Annotated in this window: 21 protein-coding genes and 1 pseudogene; 5 read left to right on the forward strand and 17 right to left on the reverse strand. The window is 57.4% G+C overall.

From position 1 onward, the window contains the following. The first annotated feature begins 1 nt into the window (after position 1). On the forward strand, positions 2-1,441 hold the full coding sequence (locus tag ACP153_RS19140; protein ID WP_424972617.1) for a nodulation protein NodH: 1,440 nt from the start codon (positions 2-4) through the stop codon (positions 1,439-1,441). Here ACP153_RS19140 and ACP153_RS19145 read toward each other — a convergent pair. The 8 genes from ACP153_RS19145 to ACP153_RS19180 form a co-directional block, all read right to left on the reverse strand. Next, positions 1,438-1,902 carry a PTS sugar transporter subunit IIA gene (locus ACP153_RS19145; RefSeq protein WP_424972673.1) on the reverse strand — a complete coding sequence of 155 codons (465 nt, stop codon included), beginning with the start codon at positions 1,900-1,902 and terminating at the stop codon, positions 1,438-1,440. The genes ACP153_RS19140 and ACP153_RS19145 overlap by 4 nt on opposite strands. A gap of 39 nt (positions 1,903-1,941) precedes the next feature. Then, a complete protein-coding gene (hpf, locus tag ACP153_RS19150; protein WP_424972618.1) occupies positions 1,942-2,517 on the reverse strand; it encodes a ribosome hibernation-promoting factor, HPF/YfiA family in 576 nt (191 codons plus the stop codon). 74 nt (positions 2,518-2,591) lie between these two features. Next, on the reverse strand, positions 2,592-3,920 hold the full coding sequence (locus ACP153_RS19155; protein WP_424972619.1) for an RNA polymerase factor sigma-54: 1,329 nt from the start codon (positions 3,918-3,920) through the stop codon (positions 2,592-2,594). Between the two features lie 6 nt (positions 3,921-3,926). Further along, on the reverse strand, positions 3,927-4,685 hold the full coding sequence (gene lptB / locus ACP153_RS19160; RefSeq protein ID WP_424972620.1) for an LPS export ABC transporter ATP-binding protein: 759 nt from the start codon (positions 4,683-4,685) through the stop codon (positions 3,927-3,929). Next, complete coding sequence (locus ACP153_RS19165; protein ID WP_424972621.1) at positions 4,682-5,191, reverse strand: LptA/OstA family protein; 510 nt, start codon at positions 5,189-5,191, stop codon at positions 4,682-4,684. Before ACP153_RS19165 ends, lptB begins: the two co-directional genes overlap by 4 nt. A 13-nt stretch (positions 5,192-5,204) precedes the next feature. Continuing rightward, a complete protein-coding gene (locus ACP153_RS19170) occupies positions 5,205-5,807 on the reverse strand; it encodes a hypothetical protein (RefSeq protein ID WP_424972622.1) in 603 nt (200 codons plus the stop codon). 3 nt (positions 5,808-5,810) lie between these two features. Further along, positions 5,811-6,773: a KpsF/GutQ family sugar-phosphate isomerase gene (locus ACP153_RS19175; RefSeq protein ID WP_424972623.1), complete on the reverse strand. Its 963-nt coding sequence runs from the start codon at positions 6,771-6,773 to the stop codon at positions 5,811-5,813. Between the two features lie 10 nt (positions 6,774-6,783). After that, positions 6,784-7,395, reverse strand: a complete 612-nt coding sequence (locus ACP153_RS19180) for a ribonuclease D (RefSeq protein ID WP_424972624.1) — start codon at positions 7,393-7,395, stop codon at positions 6,784-6,786. A gap of 590 nt (positions 7,396-7,985) precedes the next feature. Between ACP153_RS19180 and ACP153_RS19185 the strand changes: the two genes are divergently transcribed. After that, positions 7,986-8,743, forward strand: a protein-coding gene (locus ACP153_RS19185) for an IS5 family transposase (RefSeq protein WP_424972625.1) whose coding sequence is annotated in 2 segments (ribosomal slippage) — positions 7,986-8,307 and positions 8,307-8,743 — 759 coding nt in all. Because the reading frame shifts where the segments join, the coding sequence is not laid out codon by codon here. 91 nt (positions 8,744-8,834) lie between these two features. Here the strand turns inward: ACP153_RS19185 and ACP153_RS19190 are convergent. Further along, the gene (locus ACP153_RS19190) at positions 8,835-9,431 is read right to left on the reverse strand and encodes a hypothetical protein (RefSeq protein WP_424972626.1); all 597 of its coding nucleotides are present in this window, start codon (positions 9,429-9,431) and stop codon (positions 8,835-8,837) included. A 175-nt stretch (positions 9,432-9,606) separates the two neighbouring features. Here ACP153_RS19190 and ACP153_RS19195 point away from each other — a divergent pair, with 175 nt between their 5' ends. Then, on the forward strand, positions 9,607-10,212 hold the full coding sequence (locus tag ACP153_RS19195) for a tyrosine-type recombinase/integrase (RefSeq protein ID WP_424972627.1): 606 nt from the start codon (positions 9,607-9,609) through the stop codon (positions 10,210-10,212). Between the two features lie 5 nt (positions 10,213-10,217). Next, a complete protein-coding gene (locus tag ACP153_RS19200; RefSeq protein WP_424972628.1) occupies positions 10,218-10,433 on the forward strand; it encodes a WGR domain-containing protein in 216 nt (71 codons plus the stop codon). 51 nt (positions 10,434-10,484) lie between these two features. Here the strand turns inward: ACP153_RS19200 and ACP153_RS19205 are convergent, their stop codons facing one another. From ACP153_RS19205 to ACP153_RS19220, 4 genes are all read right to left on the reverse strand, one after another. Next, positions 10,485-11,105, reverse strand: coding sequence for a hypothetical protein (locus tag ACP153_RS19205; RefSeq protein WP_424972629.1), 621 nt, complete (start codon positions 11,103-11,105; stop codon positions 10,485-10,487). Positions 11,106-11,160: 55 nt separating this feature from the next. Next, positions 11,161-11,700 (reverse strand): hypothetical protein, encoded by a 540-nt coding sequence (locus ACP153_RS19210; RefSeq protein WP_424972630.1) that lies wholly within the window; start codon positions 11,698-11,700, stop codon positions 11,161-11,163. A 131-nt stretch (positions 11,701-11,831) separates the two neighbouring features. Further along, positions 11,832-12,008, reverse strand: coding sequence for a hypothetical protein (locus ACP153_RS19215; RefSeq protein ID WP_424972631.1), 177 nt, complete (start codon positions 12,006-12,008; stop codon positions 11,832-11,834). A gap of 267 nt (positions 12,009-12,275) precedes the next feature. Further along, positions 12,276-13,256 carry a tyrosine-type recombinase/integrase gene (locus tag ACP153_RS19220; RefSeq protein ID WP_424972632.1) on the reverse strand — a complete coding sequence of 327 codons (981 nt, stop codon included), beginning with the start codon at positions 13,254-13,256 and terminating at the stop codon, positions 12,276-12,278. A gap of 624 nt (positions 13,257-13,880) precedes the next feature. Between ACP153_RS19220 and ACP153_RS19225 the strand changes: the two genes are divergently transcribed. After that, on the forward strand, positions 13,881-14,864 hold the full coding sequence (locus tag ACP153_RS19225) for a hypothetical protein (RefSeq protein ID WP_424972633.1): 984 nt from the start codon (positions 13,881-13,883) through the stop codon (positions 14,862-14,864). A 32-nt stretch (positions 14,865-14,896) separates the two neighbouring features. Here the strand turns inward: ACP153_RS19225 and ACP153_RS19230 are convergent. The 4 genes and pseudogenes from ACP153_RS19230 to ACP153_RS19245 all read right to left on the reverse strand — a co-directional run bounded on the left by ACP153_RS19230 (position 14,897) and on the right by ACP153_RS19245 (position 17,946). After that, positions 14,897-15,653 (reverse strand): annotated as a pseudogene (locus tag ACP153_RS19230) (IS5 family transposase). Positions 15,654-16,010: 357 nt separating this feature from the next. Continuing rightward, on the reverse strand, positions 16,011-16,220 hold the full coding sequence (locus ACP153_RS19235; RefSeq protein ID WP_424972634.1) for a hypothetical protein: 210 nt from the start codon (positions 16,218-16,220) through the stop codon (positions 16,011-16,013). Between the two features lie 149 nt (positions 16,221-16,369). Further along, positions 16,370-16,927, reverse strand: coding sequence for a CHC2 zinc finger domain-containing protein (locus ACP153_RS19240; protein ID WP_424972635.1), 558 nt, complete (start codon positions 16,925-16,927; stop codon positions 16,370-16,372). A gap of 38 nt (positions 16,928-16,965) precedes the next feature. Continuing rightward, positions 16,966-17,946 (reverse strand): hypothetical protein, encoded by a 981-nt coding sequence (locus ACP153_RS19245; protein WP_424972636.1) that lies wholly within the window; start codon positions 17,944-17,946, stop codon positions 16,966-16,968. Positions 17,947-17,969: the final 23 nt, after the last annotated feature.

Genomic DNA, 17,969 nt, shown 5'->3' on the forward strand with positions numbered 1-17,969 from the left:
GATGACATCGCGTTTCGACTACTTCGTGATCTTTGCGGGCATGCGCACCGGTTCCAACTATCTGGAAAGGAACCTGAACGCCGCCCCGGACATCCGCTGCTTCGGGGAGCTCTTCAATCCCTATTTCATCGCCCATGAGGGCCAGGAAGACTATCTCGGCCTGTCCCTCGCCGATCGGGAGGCGGACCCGAACGCCCTCGTGACCCGCGTGAGGGAGGAGGCGACGGGCCTCGCGGGGTTCCGTCTCTTTCACGACCATGATCCGCGCATGCGCGCCCAGGCCCTCGCCGATCCGCGCGCGGGCAAGATCGTGCTGACCCGCAATCCGCTCGAGAGCTTTGTGTCCTACCAGCGGGCGTTGGCCTCGAACCAATGGGTGCTGACCGACGCCAAGGGCCAGATCGCGACCGAAGCGGTGGAGTTCGATGGCGAGGCCTTTGCCGACTTTCTGCGCCCCCATGAGGACTTTCTGGCCGATATTCGTCAGGGGCTCGCGCGGGCGGGTCAGACCGCGTTGACCCTGCGCTACGAGGATCTGCAGGATCTCGATGTGATCAACGGAGTCCTGGCCTATCTCGGCTCGCGGCATGTCTTGCCCCGGCTGGAACGGAGCCTGAAGCGCCAGAACCCGGAGCCTCTGGAAACCAAGGTCACCGATATGGCGGCCTTGCGGGACTCCGTGGCAGCCCTGGATCCTTTCGGTATCGACCATGCGTCGCCGCAGCCCGTGGATCGCGGCCCGGCGGTGCGCAGCTATGTGGCCTGCCCGCAAACGGGGCTGCTCTATCTGCCCATGCAAGGTCCGCAGCCCGACCCGGTGCTCGACTGGATGGCCGCGCTGGAAGGGTGCGCGCCCGAGGATCTGATCACGGGCATGCGCCAGAAGGATCTGCGGGACTGGCGGGAGGCGCATCCCAACAGTCGCACCTTCACCCTGTTGCGGCATCCCCTGGCGCGCGCGCATACGGCCTTTGCCACGCGGATCCTGCCCAGCGATCTGCAGTCTTTTGCGGATCTGCGCCACGGACTGATCGCCGCCTATAATGTTCCCCTGCCGCAGCACTACCCGGCCACGGATGTGTCCCCGCAGGAGCTGCAAAAAGCGTTTCGGCGGTTTCTGAAATTCCTCAAACCGAATCTCGCAGCGCAAACCAGTTTGCGCATCGATGCCTCCTGGGTGGCGCAGACGACCGTCCTTCAAGGGATGGCGCAGGTGGCCCTGCCGGACCGGATCCTGCGCGATGGGCCGGATCTTGCGGCGGATCTGCAGGCGCTCGCGGCAGAGGTCGGGCGCCCGGCGCCGGATCTGGTGCCGCGCTTTGATCATGCTGATCTCGACGCGATCTATGCGCCTGACATGGAAAAGCTCGCGCGCATGGCCTATGCGCGCGATTTCACGACGTTCGGGTTTCGGGCATATCGCGGGGCAGGCGCGGCCTAGGCGGCGCGGGTGCTCTCGCTCTCGGTGAGAACCGTGTAGAGCGTCGCGCTGTCGCTATTGGCGCGCAGCTTGGCGCAGACGCCGGGGTCCCGCAGGGTGCGGGAGACCAGAGCCAGCGCCTTGAGATGGGCGACGCCGCTATCCTCGGGCGCAAATAGACCGAAGACCAGGTCGACCGGCTGGCGGTCCACGGAATCAAACGCCATGGGCTTTTCGAGGCGCACGAAGACGCCCACCACCCGGTCGATATCCTTGAGCCGCGCATGGGGCAGGGCAACACCATGCCCCACACCCGTTGGCCCCAGAGCCTCGCGTTCCTGAAGCGCGTCGACAGCATTGACCGGGCACACGCCATAGGCCGAGCAGACGATGTCGCTCAGGTCCTGCATCAGGCGCTTTTTGCTGCTCATATTCCCGAATACCTTCACGGCATCGGGGACCAGCAAGTCTGACAGATCCATATCAAACGCTTCCATTCCCGCCAGGCGACCTGGTCGGCTTTAACTATCCAACTTGGTATCAATCCAGCCGATATTGCCGTCCTCGCGGCGATACACGACGTTGATCCCTCCGTGTCCCTCGTTGCGAAACACCAGGACAGGCGCCTCAGCAAGCTCCATCTGCATCACCGCCTCCCCGACGGAGACAGATGGGATCGTCGTTTCCATCTCGGCAACGATGATCGGCTGCAGCGTCTCGGGTTCGTGTTCCTCGGCCACTTCAGCTCCGTCGAGGATATAGGAAGAGGCGCCGGAAAGTGCAACGGGTTCCGTCCGCTCGCGGTGATGGTTCTTCAACCGGCGCTTGTAGCGGCGCAGTTGCTTCTCCATCTTCTCGCTGCACTTGTCGAAGGCTGCATAAATATCGCCGGCAGAGGCTTTGGCTTGCGCTGTCAGCCCCGTGGACAGATGGACGGTCGCCTCGCAGACGTGATTATAGGCGTCCTTGGAAAACACCACATTCGCGTCTGTGGGGCGCTCAGCGTATTTGCTGACAGCCTCGGAAAGCTCCGCTTTCACATGACTCTGCAAGGCTTCGCCGATGTCGATCTGTTTGCCGGTGATTTGGTAGCGCATAGTACCTCCCTGAATGCGCAAGCCGAGGGGCACCTGTATTCAGGTGTGAAACCATAGGCTTACATGAAGTGGGATCATCCGGGCGGTGTCGCCCGGCCGCGCATCCGTGCCGCTGCCCTGAGGCGCTTGCGATCGTAGGATGACGGGATGTTCAAGCATCCCCTGTATTTGGCGACAGTTCGACGTGCGATGTCAACGCCTTCGTTTTTCAACTTATGGGCAATTTCCGTGTCCGTCAGGATCGCGTCCTCGGTTTCCTCGGCCACCAGCGCCGCGATCCGGGCCTGGGCGCCATAGGCGCTCACTGCATCTTGTGAGTCGGCACCCAATGTCGCCGAAAAGAAGGCCGAGAGCGGCACAACCCCGCCGGGATGTGCCAGGGTCTTGTCTGCGACAGCACGCCCCACCGTTGTAGGGTGCAGCTTGAGTTCCTGCGCCAATTGGGTGCGAGTCAGCGGTTTCATCGCGGCACCGCCCTCGCGAAAGAATCCGATCTGGTAATCGCCGAGAAAGGCGACAATCCGGGTCAGGGTCGTGGTGCGGTAGCCCAAGGCCCGGCGCAGGGCCTCGGCCTCGGCCCCATAGCGCGCCAGAGCGGTTTCCGATTCGAGCCGCGCCGCCCGCAGCAGGTCTTCGTCGAGGCTGAGGGTCCGGGCGTTGCCGCGCAGAACCGTGATCTCCGGCGGCGCACCTTCGGGAAAGCGCAGCTCGATATCCGGCAGGCTCACGCGCGGGGCGGGCAGGGCGGCCTGACCGGGATAGGGCGTGAGCTTGGGCAGAGCCTCGGCGACCTTCGCCAGCGCGGCTTCCTCCAGACCGGTGGCCCGGGCGGCCTTCGCGATCTCGCCGGCGGCGAGCCGGTCGAGCACCCGGGTCGCGCCCTCTGCCAGTACGGCATCAAAGCCCAGTTCGATCAGTTGCAGGGACAGGCACTCCGCGAGGGAGCGCGCGCCCACCCCTGCCGGTTCGCAGGACTGCACCGCCGAGAGCGCCGTGTCGATCCGGTCCGGGGGCAGGTCCAGTTCCTGCGCGAGATCGGCCAGATCGATATCGAGATAGCCCGTATCGCTCAGTGACCAAGTCAGCACGAAGGCGATCTCCTGGATCTGCGGATCAAGCGCCATCAGTCCAAGTTGTTCGCGCAACCGATCGCCAAGCGAGCGTTCCGCGCTCGTCGTGTCCAGCGCCAGATCATAGGCCGAGGGTCCTTGCGATGCAGCAGCTCCGGGCTCGGCACTTGGACGTTGCAGGGTCAGGATCGGGTTCTCGGCGGCCTGCGCCTCCAGATGGTCCTGCAAGGCGGTGCCGGACATGCGCAGCACCGACAGGGTCGTACGCATTTCCGGGGTGAGGGTGAGCCGCTGCTGCTGGCGGAGGGTGAGACCGTCGCGCTGGGCAGACATGGCGGATCAGGTGACCGAGAAGGTGTTGCCGAGATAGACGCGCCGCACGTTTTCGTCGCGGATGACCTCGTCGCGGGTCCCGCTCATCAGGACGACGCCGTCATGGAGGATATAGGCCCGGTCCACGATCTCCAACGTCTCGCGCACATTGTGGTCGGTGATCAGCACGCCGATGCCACGGGTCTTGAGCTGGGCCACCAGCGCGCGGATATCCCCCACGGCGATCGGGTCGACCCCGGCGAAAGGCTCATCGAGCAGCAGGTATTTCGGATCCGCCGCGAGGCAGCGCGCAATCTCGACCCGGCGCCGCTCGCCGCCCGAAAGGGCCAGGGCCGAAGTGCGGCGCAGATGTTCGATATTGAACTCGGCCAGCAGCTCTTCGAGGCGCTCCATCCGCTTGGTCCGGTCGCGGGTATTCACCTCGAGGATCGCGCGGATATTGTCTTCGACACTCATGCCGCGGAAAATCGACATTTCCTGGGGCAGGTAACCGATCCCGAGCTTGGCGCGGCGATACATGGGCAGCATGGTCGCGTCCCGCCCGTCGATCGAGACGATCCCGGCCTCGGGGGTGAGCAGCCCGGCAATGGCATAAAAACAGGTGGTTTTGCCGGACCCGTTCGGGCCGAGCAGGGCGACCGCCTCGCCGCGCGTGACCTCAAGGCTCACATCGCGGATCACCGGACGGCGCTTGTAGCTCTTGCGCAGGTTGCGGATGTTCAACCCGACCGAGCCCTCGGTCACCTCGAAGGCAGCAGGGCTCATTGGGGCTGCAGAACGGTGCGGACCCGCCCCTCCATCTGGCCGATGCCCGTGGTCAGATCGACCACCAGATCATCGCCTGCGATCACGATTTGGCCCTGGCTCAGCAGGACATCGCCGCTCAGTCGGATCTCATTGGTTCCGGGGCTGTAGACCGCGCGCTGGCTTTCGGCGGCATCCGGGCCGCTCACCATCAGGACATTGCCCTCGGCGCGGACCTCGCGAATGGCGCCCTGACCGTCGGCTGCGGTCTGGTCGTAACTCACCTGAACCTCATCGGCCTCGAGCTTCAGCGGGCCTTGGGCGACACGCACATTGCCGGAAAAGATCGCGCTGCCATCCTGTCGGTTCACCGCCAGCGCATCCGCGTCGATCTCGACCGGGGCGCTGCGATCCACCCGCGCGGCCCCCAGCGAAATCTCCGTGCCCTGGGCGGCGGCCATGTTCCACAGCGCTGTCGCGGCGATCAACGCCCCTGCCAGACCATTTCGTACCAAGACCGAACCCATGGAACCTCCAAACTCACTGCGGTGTGTATACCAGTTTCACACCTTGTGTGAACAGCACCTGCGACGCACCGCTTGCGGGGTCGCGGCGAAACTCTGCCGCGCCGGCGCTGAGCGTGACCCCAGGCCCGAGCACGATGACATCGCCACTGCTCTGGGCGCGGAGCCCGTCAAGCTGTGCCTCGGCCCCTTCGGAGCTCAGGACAAAGCCATCTGTCCGTGACAGGCGCAGCCCGCCTTCGATGCGGACGGTTTCGGCTGCGTTGTCCACCACACCCCGGGCGGCCCGGATATCCACCTGCAGCCCGTCGGGGGTGAAGACCTTGCCCGAGATCTCGCTGGCCATGAACTTGTTCGGGCTGGTCAGGAGCGGCCGCGCGCTCTCGGCCAGAAGCTCCACCTCCGAGCCATCGTCGAGCACGGTCTGATAGCGCGGCTGGAAGATCCGCTGCCCCTCGACGATCTCTTCGAGTTCCACATCGGAATAGGGGATCTCCTGCTGCGTGTCGCCCGCGCCCGAAATCAGGAACAGGCTCGATAACAGGCCCAGCCCGGCCAGGGGCAGGATGATCTTGGCCGCGGTGACGAACTGCGAATAGCGGTTGTCGGCGCGGGGCATGGCTCAGCCGATCCCGGCGCGCAGGCAGTCATGGATATGGAGGAACCCCGCAGGCCTGCGCGACCCATCCTCGGGCACCACAAACAGGCAAGTGATCTTGCGGTCATTCATGATCGCCACGGCCTCTTCGGCCAGCGCGTCGGGCGCGATGGTCAGCGGGTCGCGGGTCATCACATCGCCCGCGCGCAAGTCCAGCAGGCCGGTCATATGCCGCCGCAAGTCGCCATCGGTGATCACCCCCGCCAGCGTTCCGTCCCGGGTCACGCCGACAACGCCAAAGCCTTTCTGGCTGATCTCGAGCAGGGCATCGCCCATCTCGGCGCTCTCCGGGATCAGGGGCAGCTCGGCATCGCGATGCATCAGGTCGGCAACCTTCGACAGCCGAGCGCCCAGCTTGCCACCGGGGTGGAAATCCCGGAAATTCTCGGGGCTGAAGGCGCGATGCTCCATCAGCGCCACGGCCAGCGCATCCCCCAGAGCGAGGGTCATGGTGGTGGACGTCGTGGGCACAATCCCGGTCCCGCAGGCCTCGGGGGCCTTGGGCAGAACCAGCGCCACATCGGATTGCCGCAGAAGCGTGCTGTCCGGGTTGCTCGCCACCCCAATGAGCGGGATGCGGAACCGGCGGGTATAGGCGACCAGATCCGCAAGCTCCGGCGTCTCGCCGGAATTCGACAGCACCAGCACCGCATCGCCGGCCGCCATCATGCCGAGATCGCCATGGCTGGCCTCGGCCGGGTGGACAAAATGCGCAGGCGTCCCGGTGGAGGCAAAGGTCGCGGCCATCTTGCGCGCGATATGCCCGGATTTGCCCATGCCCGAGACGATGACCCGCCCGCGCGCGGCCAGAATCGTCTCGACCGCCCGGTCAAAGCTGTCATCGAGCCCGGCGGCCAATTGCGCGAGGCCCTCGGCCTCAACCCCTATGACCCGGCGCGCGGTCTCCTGGAAAGACGTCTGTGACATGGCGCTGCCTTTAGTGGTGGAAGATGTCCATCTCGGACCACCCGCCCAGATCGAGCTGGGCGCGGGTCGGCAGGAAGTCGAAGCAGGCCTGGGCCAGCTCGGTGCGCCCCTCGCGGGCAAGCATGCCGTCCAGAACCTCTCGGAGGCGATGGAGGTAGAGCACGTCGGAGGCCGCATATTCCACCTGCGCCTCGGTCAGGGTCGGCGCGCCCCAGTCCGAGCTCTGCTGCGCCTTGGAGACATCCACCGCCAAGAGCTCATGGAGCAGCGCCTTGAGCCCGTGGCGATCCGTATAGGTCCGGACGAGCTTGGAGGCGATCTTGGTGCAGTAGATTGGCGTGGTGGTCACGCCAAAGGCCTTCTCCAGTGCGGCCACATCGAATCGCGCGAAGTGAAAGAGTTTGGTGACCGCCGGATCCGCCAGCATCCGGCAGAGATTCGGCGCCTCGGTCTGGCCTTGGGCGATCTTCACCACATGGGCGTTTCCATCCCCGGAAGAAAGCTGCACGACACAGAGCCGGTCGCGTTGGGGCACAAGCCCCATGGTCTCGGTATCGATGGCCACAACCGGCCCCAGATCCAGCCCATCGGGCAAATCATTCATGTGCAGGTGATTGGTCATCTGACCCCCTTCTGTGATCGGTGTCTCGTCGCGATTGGGCGACATGACCCTGTCTATGCGGCACGGAAGGGGAATGGTGCCCAGGAGAGGAACCCTTCACCCCATTTTGACCAATAAAAACAGGAAATTGGAGCACTTCTTGATTTTCAGGCCACCTTCTGGGCCGCCTCTTGCTGCGCCCTGCATTCCTACTAGCAACTTGCCATTGGTAACGTAAAGCGAGTTCGCTAAGTCGGTGTAGAGTGGGTTTTTGTCAAGACCATCCTACAAAACCAAGATGCAGCGCTTCTGGCGGATGATCTTTTGGAGCTCTTTTCGGGCGTGCCTAAAGCATTTCCTCCGAAGCGCGGGTTCATGATCTTCTTGTGCCAGCGCTACCCAGAGCATGTGCTACGAGATGCAATTTCACGCGCCAAATCTGATTAGCTTGGCAGTGTGCAGAAGTCAGTAGGCGCAATCTTCCGCTATGAACTCGAGCAACTTGTGAGAGCACGGACGGATTTGGTTTGGTACAAAGAATAGTCCTAGGGTCAGGACCCATTGATTTCCGTCCAGCGGCGTGGTTCACGGTTCGAAAACGAACGGTGAACATGTCTGATTTGTTTTGGCTGACCGACGCCCAGATGGCGCGTCTTGAGCCCTTCTTTCCAAAGTCACACGGCAAGCCACGCGTCGATGGCCGACGTGTGCTGAGTGGGATTATCTTCGTCAATCGCAATGGGTTGCGGTGGCGGGATGCCCCCACCGCCTACGGACCGCACAAGACGCTCTACAACCGCTGGAAACGGTGGAGCGATAAGGGCATCTTCGCGCGGATGATGGCTGGTCTGGCCGCCGAACATGGCGAGGAGAAGACTGTGATGATCGACGCGACCTACCTGAAGGCACACCGCACCGCGACCAGCATGGGCGTCAAAAAGGGGGGCGTGGACGTCTGATTGGCCGAACCAAGGGTGGCATGAACACGAAATTGCATGCCATCTGCGATAGTCAGGGACGCCCGCTGAACCTGTTCGTGACCGCGGGACAGGTCAGCGATTACATCGGCGCACGGGCATTGCTGAGCAGCCTGCCAAGTGTCGACTGGCTGCTCGGGGACCGAGGCTATGACGCCGATTGGTTCAGAGAAGCGTTGAAAGACAAAGGGATACGCCCTTGTATCCCCGGACGGAAGCAACGGAAGAAAACCGTCAAATACGATAAGCGTCGATACAAGCGACGAAACCGGATTGAGATCATGTTCGGCAGACTGAAGGATTGGCGGCGTGTGGCGACCCGATACGACAGATGCCCAAAGGTGTTCCTCTCAGCCATCGCCCTGGCGGCAACCGTCATCTATTGGCTATGAGTCCTGACCCTAAGTCTGGAGCGGATTATCAAAGTCGTTGTGCTACCTACGCAACGATGTAAAGTAACGTGATTTTTTACAGCGGTGGTATCTAAATCTTGTTGACTACGTCAACGCTAATGACCACCAGCACCAGCCCAAAAGCCAACTGTATACAGAACTCTTTTAGAACCGAGGTGCTCTGCAAATCAGCATATTCTTTTAGAGGTCTTCCATCAACAATACTATCAATCATTTCCATGGTCATTTGGAAAATCGGGACAGCAGTCGACATCATCAGCATGTTACCCAGCAATATAGAAAAAAACATTGGGACAATAGGGAATGGGCCGCCTGAGATAAGCACAACAGTCGAGATTATTGGAGCGGAAATAAAGCTCCAAACCAATATCCCGTAAATCTCTCTCACCGCTACGTCTTCGTCGCCATCTCGAGAGAGTATCAAAAACTTTGATCGTACTGATATCATTGCTAACAAAAAAAGGCTGATCAGAAATATGGGCACTTCTGCGCCGATCACTTTTATCAAAACTTCATTCACAAGGCCCGTGAAGACTTTATAGTATTCAAAGAGGCCTGTTTCAAACCATGTTTTCCAAACAACGAAGTCTGAGACGATACCAGCAAGTGAAAGCCAAGCGATGCCAATTGCAATAAATCGGCTGAACTGAAAGGATGTTTCTGTCATTTCGGTCACTCCATAAGGCAGTGTATACCATCGCCGCCCTGTATTAGGAAGGCAAGTGACCTTAACACTATTTGTAATAGTGTTAAATATCCTCCATCTCCAGCCTGTGGATCGATAGGGTAGGGGGGTACCTTTCTGCTTCGCTATTTAACAGTTTTCGGATAGACTGTTAAATATGAGCGAAATGCGCCTCTACGACACCGCCGGGAACAGGCTTTATCTGAACGCTGAAGAACGTGACGTCTTCCTTGCGACAGCACGTCGTCAGCCCGCTCGAGACCGGACCCTGTGCGAGACACTACACTATACGGGCTGCCGTCCATCTGAGCTCCTGGAGATTGCCCCGGCACGGGTAGACCTGTCGGGCGGCACCATCGCAATCCGGAGCCTGAAGAAGCGGAAGGATGCATCGGGCAAGGCGAAGATCGTTTATCGGACAGTGCCGGTACCGCCCGACTACCTGGACACGCTCAATACCGCCCATGGGATCCGCGAGGCGCAGCAGTCCAAGAAGCAAGCCAGTGCACCGATCTGGCCTTTGAGCCGAGTGCGTGTCTGGCAGATCGTGAAACGGATCATGATCGAAGCGGGGATCCCAGATGCGCCCCATCGCAGTCCAAAGGGGTTGCGCCACGGGTTTGGGATCAACGCGAGTGTAAACGGTGTTCCGCTGAACATGCTCCAGAAATGGATGGGACACGCACAGCTCAGCACCACCGCGATCTATGCGGATGCTGTCGGCAAAGAAGAGCAAGACATTGCAGCCAGGATGTGGGGGTAGGGGACATGCATCTGACGAGGATCACACCAAACGCTAATCTGCATCGTTTCTATCGCATGGAGATTGTGCGCGGCCTTTTCGGGGATTGGGGCCTTGTTCGCAATTGGGGTCGGATCGGCAGTTCCGGCCAAATTCGGACCGACTGGTTTGCATCGGAAGCCGAGGCGAAGGACGCTCGGTTTGATATCCACATGGCGAAGGCGAAGCGCGGGTACGAGTAGCCTTCTAGCAAAATTCAGGAGAAGTTGAGCCGATTACCAAAATTTCGTACCCTAAGGGCACACCCGTACTCGCGACTTGCAGGTCTCGTGTTCACACTTATCTATCGCCAATTCTCTAATTTTATCAATTTCAAATGCCTCGCCTTTGGCAACCGCTGCGTGGTACTTGTCATCGCTTTGCGCGATAACGAAACAAAAACCTTGCTCAACAGACGTCAAAAACTGGCAACATCCTACTGGTGTTGTATTACTAGTACTATTTGTGCAGGCATTAGTTGCCTCCACACCCGCGGAGGAGGCATTATCAGTCTTGGCAATCCCAAAAACCCCATCTTTCGGACAGTATGCAGCAGCTCCAAACTTCCTTGCAAGACCCGAAGCACTTGTAACCCCGAACGAAATACCAACTCCCACCGCAATAGTACTAGTTATTTCATCCAAAGTATCCTGATATGGCGCATCTCCGCTTAATAGGTCTCCTATGTGATCAGAATCGTACCTCGAACGTTTCCATGATCTTGATACCAAAGAGAGAAGCTGCTCCCCAATTGTTTCCGGGAGTGTACTATATACCTGAACATTTGGCTCATACTCAGCTAATGACACTGATGTGGAGGAAAGAAAGAAAGCAGTTATTAAAGAATAAAGTCTAAAATAGCGTAAATAGTTCACTTACAAGCCCCCAAATCCACGTCGCAGCATAAAATCCAACAAATAATCAAAAATATTACCCAATAACAATTAACTCTGCATCGCGACTATCTCTTCCTGAGTTAGCTTCGATTTTAACATCCAACTCTCCAGTGTCTACGCGTGGAGTTTCCAAGCCTCTGCCGGAATGTTTCACTCTGTATCTTTTCATACCTTCTAGCTCAACAGCTTGAGAAGTGGTTTGATCAATAATTTCACTCCCATCTTTTAAACTGTAAGTAATAGTCCCTGTAAACGTGCCCTCATTTGGAACCATGACATCAACTTCTGAACCAACCTCCTCACGGGGACCAAAGACATTTGTATTTTCAACTAAGTACTTTACAAGTTCTAAAAGCGACGCGAAAACAGTGACTAACACTGTTAGGTCGGCAGCACTAGCTGGGCGCGCAGTCAACAAGGCTGGCGGAACAACGATGCCAAAAGCAGCGAGATGTGCAGAAAGCCGTAAAAGCTCTCTCCGAGAGGGCTGTCGTTGCGTCATTTCGCATTTTAAATCATCTATTAAGTTCTGTTCAATGGTTGTAGTATCTTTTACTTCCACTAAAGTTATCATTACTCTCTCCATATAATTTTTAATATATTCTGATTTCTCCGCACAGCAAAGGAATGTATGAGTTTGCAGGGTAGCTTACTCAACAGTCTTTTTATTGTAGTGCTTTTGTTGACAAGTCAGTAACTTTACGCTTAACGCGCCGGCCTATATTCCTGCATCACCGTCCACCAACCATCATTGATTCGAGGATCTCCAGCTGGGAAAATTGCTGTGTTAAGATCACCATTCTGACAAATAAATACAGGAACGCCTGCCTTGTCTGCCTCCCGTTGTGCAATTTTATATGCATCCCCTAAAGATAATGCCATATTTCTCTCCCTTGAATATTCCGATGTAGATCTGAAGTTAAAAATTGAGCCGTGGTACTCTTTGACAAAATCTGAGCTTACAGTCGAAATTCGACTCAAAAGACTACTTCAATTTTATTGAAAAAATAGACAGTGTGCAACACTATGCTTCTGTGAAGTAAGATGTATTTTTTGTTACGTTAACAGTGAAGCGCTTAAATATTCAGCTAACATGCTGCAATGTCGACAATAAACATCTCTACTTTTCACATAATAAACCCTACGGGTTCAGTAGCCTACCTTCAAACTAGCACTCTCTCGGTGCTTCTTGGCGGTGTGGTTGTAGCCCTCGGTGGTCGTGATCGAGGAGTGGCCGACCGTACGCTGGATAGCTTCACCGGTGGCACCTGCCTCATAGGCTGACGTGATCATCGTTGCGCGCGCCATGTGCGGGAAAGCGGCAACGTCGATCCCGGCCTTCGCGGCATAGCGGCGGAAGTGATAATACATCGTACTGCGATCCATCGGCTGGCCATCCTTACCGTTGATCTTGGCCTGGAACATGTAGGCGTCTGGATCCCGGCTATGGTCAGCTTGGTCGAGATAGGCCCGAATGGCTGCCGCACATTCCAGGTTGATCGCCACGGTGTTGGTCTTGTTGCCCTTGATCGTGAGATGCAGCACAGGAAACTCATTGTCATAAGTAAAGTCCCGCACGCGCAACAGCGTCGGCTCCGTGCACCGCGCACCAACAAAGAAGTAGATGTGCAAGAGCGCCCGATCGCGCAGCCCCTGGACTGTCTCTGGATCAGGCGCATCGAGCATCGCCCGCACCTGGCGCTTGGAGAGGGTGGGCGATTTACCTGCGCCGATCCCCGCATTGCCTGTTTTCGGCCGACGCACCCCAGCAACCGGATTACTGGTAGTGAGCTGGCGATCGGTCAGATGCTTGTAGAGCGAGGAGAGCGCCGCCAAGCGACTGGCAATGCTGGAAGGGGAGAGACCCGCCGCTTCCATCGATGCACGCCAAGCCAGGATATGCGCCTGTTTGACAGCGTAGAGATCCTCTGGCGTGGTGATCCCGATCGTCGCGATGAAGGATCCAACGGCGCGTTGATAAGCTGCGCGCGTGTTAGAAGAGGAAAAGTTCGCAAGCCAGACGCTCTCGGCGCGGACATCTGCGAGCGCGGCAAAGGCATCCAATCGCTCAAGCTCAGCGTTGGTGACATCGATCAGGGGGTTCACAGAGATCTCCGGGTAGTCTGACATACCTCAAAATCATACCATAAATGTTCCCCCATAAAATAAGTTATGGGGAAACATTTACATCCATTCTCTGCGATCCTCTCATAGGTAATCTGGGGGTCGGTCGCGCATTCCGCAAATGCCGATTTTCAGGTGGGCCAAGTAGTTTAACCCTCCCGAACCCAACAGCATGACGCGGAATGACGCGCATTGACCGGCCATTCGCACGCAGTGCAGCACGACGAGCTCTGGGCTCGTTGCAGACCTCTGAGCAAGCGCAGCATAGGTACATCAGTCTGAGCTCGTAATCGCAGGGAACGGCCCTTAGCAGACATTCACACATTGGGTTGGTTGCTGAGCTGCAGCCATCAAGAGGAGACATTCGCTATGGGCGCAAACTGAACGTAAGTCGGTTTTACAGATCGAAGGACGAAAACGCTATAAATCATGAGCCAACTAGATTCCGGTTATCAATTTGGCGGCTAAGAGTTGTAACCGTCCAGAGCGCGCAATTTACCGAAGGCCGGAGCTTTGACTACGGAGCTAAGTTCGCAAGGACTTAGTTCGCGAGAAACTGGATTGACTGATCAGAATGAACCGATACTGTCGAGTATGACAGTGTTAAGTAAGTAGGTTCAGCAGTTAGTTATGATGACTGAGCAACGCGACGACGATACTACGTCCCCACAAAAACCGATTTGGCACAGCCCGGGTTGGGTAACTTCAGTTGTTGGCTTGCTTGGGATGTTTCTTACTGTTCCTGAAGTTGTTGGAGATTATTTATCGAAGCAACAAGATATTGAACTGGCTAAGCAGGAAGTTGCTGCAATGCAGGTTAGCAATGAGAATAATAAGCAGAATCTAGAGTTCAATATAGTTAACAATACGCTTGCACAGCAGGGATCTGAGCGTGTGTTTGTGTTGCGCTATCTTGCTAAGACGCTTGATGATGAAGATGCTAAAGGCTGGGCTGAGGAGGAGGTCTCGCGACTTGAAAAGATCGCTGAGTTGGAGGCTGAATTGACAAAAACAGAAGTAGAGTTGATTGCTAGTCAGTCTTCAAATAAAAAAACTCCCAATGCATTTGAAGGTAGTTCCGGAGTTGAGGCGCTCCGGAACGAGGTGGTTCGTTTGCGAAACGAGGTTCAAAGGATGAACTCGGTGGCAGGGATAGCCACTACCTCAAATCAATTAGAGCCGAATGGCACTGCAGTCGATGCGATTTGCTCTGCAGAGATCATGGTTGATGATTTTGATGTAACCGTATTGGAGGAAACCAATAGTAACTTCATCTACCGCGCGGAGCTTAGAGCGCCTAATGAACTGCCAAGTGCATGCGCGTTAGTGCCGGTTATCATAGATCGTTTTGGGACTGCGTGGATGCAAGATCATGGTTGGATCACACGTCTTGACGCGGACGGGTTTGGCAGGTCGGGATCAATATCGGTTTCTAAAACCAGTTCCTATCCTCTCAGACTAAAGTACCATCTATTGAGAGAGGACGCCCTGCGCCCATTGCTAAGAACTTCTCGGTTTCGTTTTTCAGCGCTAAGCAGGCAAAGCCAGATCGCGCACGCGGGATTTGAGTGCGAACTATCAGACACAGAACCACATGTTACGTGCTGGCAGTAAAAGATCATCTAGCCTCAGGACTCATTCTTGCTTCATAGCCAGAACATGAACGTCGCGGCCAAGGCGATGGCTGAGAGGAGGACCTCGGGCAGCGGTCATACCGTGTCGCGCATCGGCGCCAATCCTTGAGCCTTCCGAAAATGATCTTGATGTGATTGCGAGGCTTGTACCGGCGTTTGTCGTGTCGCACGGGGGTCTTGCGTTTCTTGCGGCCGGGAATGCAGGTCCGTATCCCCTTGTCTTTCAAAGCTTCTCTAAACCAATCGGCTTCGCATACTCGATCTCCGAGCAGCCATTCCGCGCTTGGCAGAGAGCTGAGCAGCGCCCGTGCGCCGGTGCAATCGCTGACTTGTCCTGCCGTGACGAACAGGTCGAGAGGACCACCTTGGTTATCGCAAGTGGAGGGTAGCTTTGTGTTCATGCCACCCTTGGTACGGCCAATCAGGCGGGCACGCCCCCTTTTTTGACACCAATACTGGTCGCTCTTCGGTGAGCCTTCTGATACGTTGCGTCGATCGTTACGGTCTTCTTTTCGCCGCGCTCGGCGCCCAGGCCAACCATCATTCGGGCAAAGACACCCTTGTTGCTCTACCGCTTGCAGCGGTTGTAGAGTGTCTTGTGCAGACCGTACTCCCTCGGCGCGTCCCGCCACCGCAAGCGGTTGCAGTTTATGAAATTGATCACGCTTAGGGCACGTCGGTTGTCGACACGTGGCCTGCCTTGGGATTTGCGAAAGAAGGGTACTAGGCGCGCCATCCGGGCGTCGTTCAGCCAGAAGAGATCAGACATATTACTGCTCGCATTTCGAACGGCGATTCACGCCGTGCCTCTGAAATCAATGGATCCAGACACTCGCAACTGGGCAACAGCGCCTCAATCAACTTCTGCTATCTCAATCAGGGCCTTGACCTTACACTGATGCAGCGGAGGACCGCTTTCCGCCCCTATGACGGATGCTGCGGTTTCTATAGATGAGCCGATTTGGCTCAGAGCAGACATTTTCTGCAGCTGCACGCCGCGACTATTCCACATCTATGGAGAAGCGTGTCGCACCTAGAGATAACGACGTCGACATGTCACCGATATGAAAAAGTTGGGCCGTTCCGCAATTGCGGTGCGCCTGTGAGATCTCCCAGAGAAATAGTTTTACTCAAACCACCCTTTCGCGACGTTTGACTTGAAGGGTGTTGTCCTCTTTTGCGCGCCAGTTACTTCGCGCACAGAGTAAGCTAAGATGCTGCTGAGTTCTTTGGCCACGCCGAGTGGAACGTCTTTGCCAGCTTCAGTGGCGTTGGTCTTCAGGCGTTTCAGCCCTGCTTTGTGATCCTTGAGCCCAAGTTTGTCTTTGCGCGCCATGGCCAGTTCCTTTTGAGATATGCGTATGTGCAGATCATCGCAAGACGCTGTTTTTGTTTCAATAAAATCGTACCGACCATGTTGACCATTCCGAACCTGGTACAAAAAAGATGGCCTTCTAGGGCCATCTTTTCTTGCCACGCTGGGCACTAAGCTTCCCATTTCGGCGGAAGCTTTGCCTCCGTGATGCCGATATAGCCTGCCAACGTGCCGGTCTCAGAGCGGATCGGGACGGCCACGGTGCCGCGCAACGTGCCCCGCGGGGCGTAGCCAATGCCCAACATCTCGGCATCGGATGCTTCCAGCCCCAGCGCTCCTACCGCCGGATGGTCTGGCTGGAGATAGTCGAGGGGGCGGAAGCCACGTCCCGCGCCCCTCTCTGGCGAGGGCTTTTGGGCCTTCTCCAGTGGCTCTGTACCCGCGAGGAATTGTGCAGCCTCCTTCACGTCGCAGTCATGGACGAGCTGAACCAACGCCAGCACGTCGCCGCCTTCTTGTTTCCCGAAGGAATACCAGACGCCTTTGCTTGGCGTTACAGCGAGCGCTCTCGGGCCACCCTCCCCCGATGGGCATGGGCCTCGTAGGCTTTGACCCGCTTTCTTGAGAATGAGGCCCAGTCGTTCTGCGACCTCTGCAAAGGGGTTTGCGGCTTTGACCGCCTCAAAATCGACGAATGTAGACACCACGGTCTCCTTTCTGAAGGACATCCGTGCCGTATTGTAACACGCCGTCTCGACGCCCTAGCTCATGCGCGTTTGCGCAGGGACGAAGCGTTGATCTGCTCTGGTGGCAAGCCGATGCGAAGCCACGGCGCGTCGAGAATGTCCGGCAAGATCGGTACATCGCTGTCTTGCACGACCGGCATCCAATGGCCCAAAAACAGGTGGCTCTGTGCGACCACGCTGCGTGCCACCTGGAACTTGTTCTCGATCTGCTTTGGCGTTGGTGCGACTATCAGAACGCGCATGTTGCCGATGCCCAGCCTCGCGTAGACCTGCCGCCAGTCCACGTCGCGATAGGCTTTGATCTTCTTCCGTGTCGAGTTCTGTTTTGAGCGCAAATCGTCATCGTCAAAGCGACTGTTGGCCTTGTTGTGCTCCGCCTCGAGGGCGAAGAACGCGCGCTTGCTGTCTTGATACTCAAGCCCCACGACCCCGTCCGGAACGACCGTGTAGGGCATGATCTCTTTGGTTTTTCGCTCGGTGTAGACCGACTTGCGCGGGAAGATGAACGGACTGTCCCCTTCCCCGTTGGCATAGATCTCTTCCGCTGAGATCAGGCGGATCCCAGCGGCGTCCGCTCCGGCTTTGAGGTTCGACAGCAGATCAATCGTCATCATCGAATGATCCCACTCGCGGCTCAAATTGATGTCGAGCCCGCCGCCCAAGAACAAATATCGCGGTGGCAGATCGCGACCGGACAGGGTCTCGTATCCTCTCGGCAAAAGGTAATAGGTGTCGTGCTCGTAGAGCCCGCAGAGGCGCTTTTCGATCAGCCCGTGATCGAAGAGCAATCGCAGTGAGTGGGACAATCCGCGCGCGTGCCGATGCGGCAGGTGCATCGCAATGTGATGCGAGCGCAGCGCTTTGAACTGATAGATCAGTTCCAAAACCTCATACATGGTCGGGGCCATGGTGAGGGCGGATTTGGGGGGAACACGTTTGAACCGAGGCTTGCGCATACCTTCTTGATGGGTGCTGCGCGCGCCCGCGTCAAAGGTCAGCATGATGTCCGGTGGTGAGCGATGGG

The sequence above is a fragment of the Dinoroseobacter sp. S76 genome, from assembly GCF_049801095.1.
Lineage (GTDB): Bacteria > Pseudomonadota > Alphaproteobacteria > Rhodobacterales > Rhodobacteraceae > Dinoroseobacter.